Here is a 1,273-nt window from a genome sequence, read left to right on the forward strand (position 1 = left end):
CGTCGTCCTGAATTGGATGCGCAAATCATTGCTGATGGTATTGCCCAGCAGCTTGAAAAACGTGTTCAATTCCGTCGCGCTATGAAACGTGCAATGCAAAATGCAATGCGTTCTGGTGCTAAAGGCATCAAGATCATGACTTCAGGCCGTCTGAATGGTGCTGATATCGCTCGTAGCGAATGGTACCGTGAAGGTCGTGTACCTTTGCATACTTTGCGTGCGAACGTGGATTATGCAACTAGCGAAGCACACACTACTTATGGTGTACTGGGTCTGAAAGTTTGGGTTTATACAGAAGTTAATATTAAATCTTCTAAACCTGAGCATGAGAAGAAACAAAGAAAGGCAGGTGGACGTAATGCTGCAGCCAACTAGACTGAAATATCGCAAGCAACAAAAAGGCCGTAACACTGGTATTGCTACTCGCGGTAATAAAGTAAGTTTCGGCGAGTTCGGTTTGAAAGCCGTAGGCCGTGGTCGTTTGACTGCCCGCCAAATTGAAGCTGCTCGTCGTACTATGACTCGTCATATTAAACGTGGCGGTCGTATTTGGATTCGTGTATTCCCTGATAAACCAATTACTGAGAAACCTATCCAAGTTCGTATGGGTGGCGGTAAAGGTAATGTGGAATATTACATTGCTGAAGTTAAACCAGGCAAAGTATTGTACGAAATGGACGGTGTTCCTGAGTCTTTGGCTCGTGAAGCATTTGAATTGGCCGCTGCCAAATTGCCTATTCCTACAACCTTTGTAGTAAGACAGGTGGGTCAATAATGAAAGCAAATGAATTGAAAGACAAATCTATTGAGCAATTAAACTCTGATTTGTTGGACTTGTTGAAAGCTCAGTTTGGCTTACGCATGCAAAATGCAACCGGTCAGTTGGGTAAATCTAGCGAGTTGAAACGTGTACGTCGCGATATTGCTCGTATTAAAACCATTTTAACTGAAAAAGGTGCTAAGTAATGAGCGAAGCTAAAAATGTTCGTACTTTGCAAGGCAAAGTGGTAAGCGACAAAATGGACAAAACTGTTACAGTATTGGTTGAACGCAAAGTTAAACATCCTCTGTACGGTAAAATTATTCGTTTATCAACTAAAATCCATGCTCATGATGAAAACAATCAATATGGCATTGGTGATGTAGTGGTAATCGAGGAATCTCGTCCTTTGTCAAAAACCAAGTCTTGGGTTGTCAAAGAATTGGTTGAGAAAGCGCGTACTGTTTGATTTAAAACACAGTAATGTAGCTTAATAAGAAACGAAGTCTTGCA

The 1,273-nt window shown here is 41.8% G+C and carries 4 protein-coding genes; all 4 read left to right on the plus strand.

Annotated elements, in window-relative coordinates; all coding sequences use genetic code 11:
* On the plus strand, window positions 1-375 hold a 375-nt coding region (gene rpsC, locus ACTHSP_RS20610), incomplete at its 5' end, for a 30S ribosomal protein S3 (protein ID WP_440346837.1).
* Window positions 359-775, plus strand: coding sequence for a 50S ribosomal protein L16 (gene rplP, locus ACTHSP_RS20615; RefSeq protein WP_003684741.1), 417 nt, complete (start codon window positions 359-361; stop codon window positions 773-775). The genes rpsC and rplP, both read left to right, overlap by 17 nt.
* Complete coding sequence (rpmC, locus tag ACTHSP_RS20620) at window positions 775-966, plus strand: 50S ribosomal protein L29 (protein WP_003684705.1); 192 nt, start codon at window positions 775-777, stop codon at window positions 964-966. Before rplP ends, rpmC begins: the two co-directional genes overlap by 1 nt.
* Window positions 966-1,229 carry a 30S ribosomal protein S17 gene (gene rpsQ / locus ACTHSP_RS20625; protein ID WP_003684766.1) on the plus strand — a complete coding sequence of 88 codons (264 nt, stop codon included), beginning with the start codon at window positions 966-968 and terminating at the stop codon, window positions 1,227-1,229. The genes rpmC and rpsQ overlap by 1 nt, the downstream gene beginning before the upstream one ends.
* Window positions 1,230-1,273: the final 44 nt, after the last annotated feature.

It is taken from the genome of Neisseria sp. P0001.S005 (assembly GCF_051963715.1).

Bases quoted from the DNA above. Each gene is read 5' to 3' on its own strand.
- rpsQ (WP_003684766.1), top strand. From the start codon at position 966: ATGAGCGAAGCTAAAAATGTTCGTACTTTGCAAGGCAAAGTGGTAAGC.
- rpmC (WP_003684705.1), top strand. From the start codon at position 775: ATGAAAGCAAATGAATTGAAAGACAAATCTATTGAGCAATTAAACTCT.
- rplP (WP_003684741.1), top strand. From the start codon at position 359: ATGCTGCAGCCAACTAGACTGAAATATCGCAAGCAACAAAAAGGCCGT.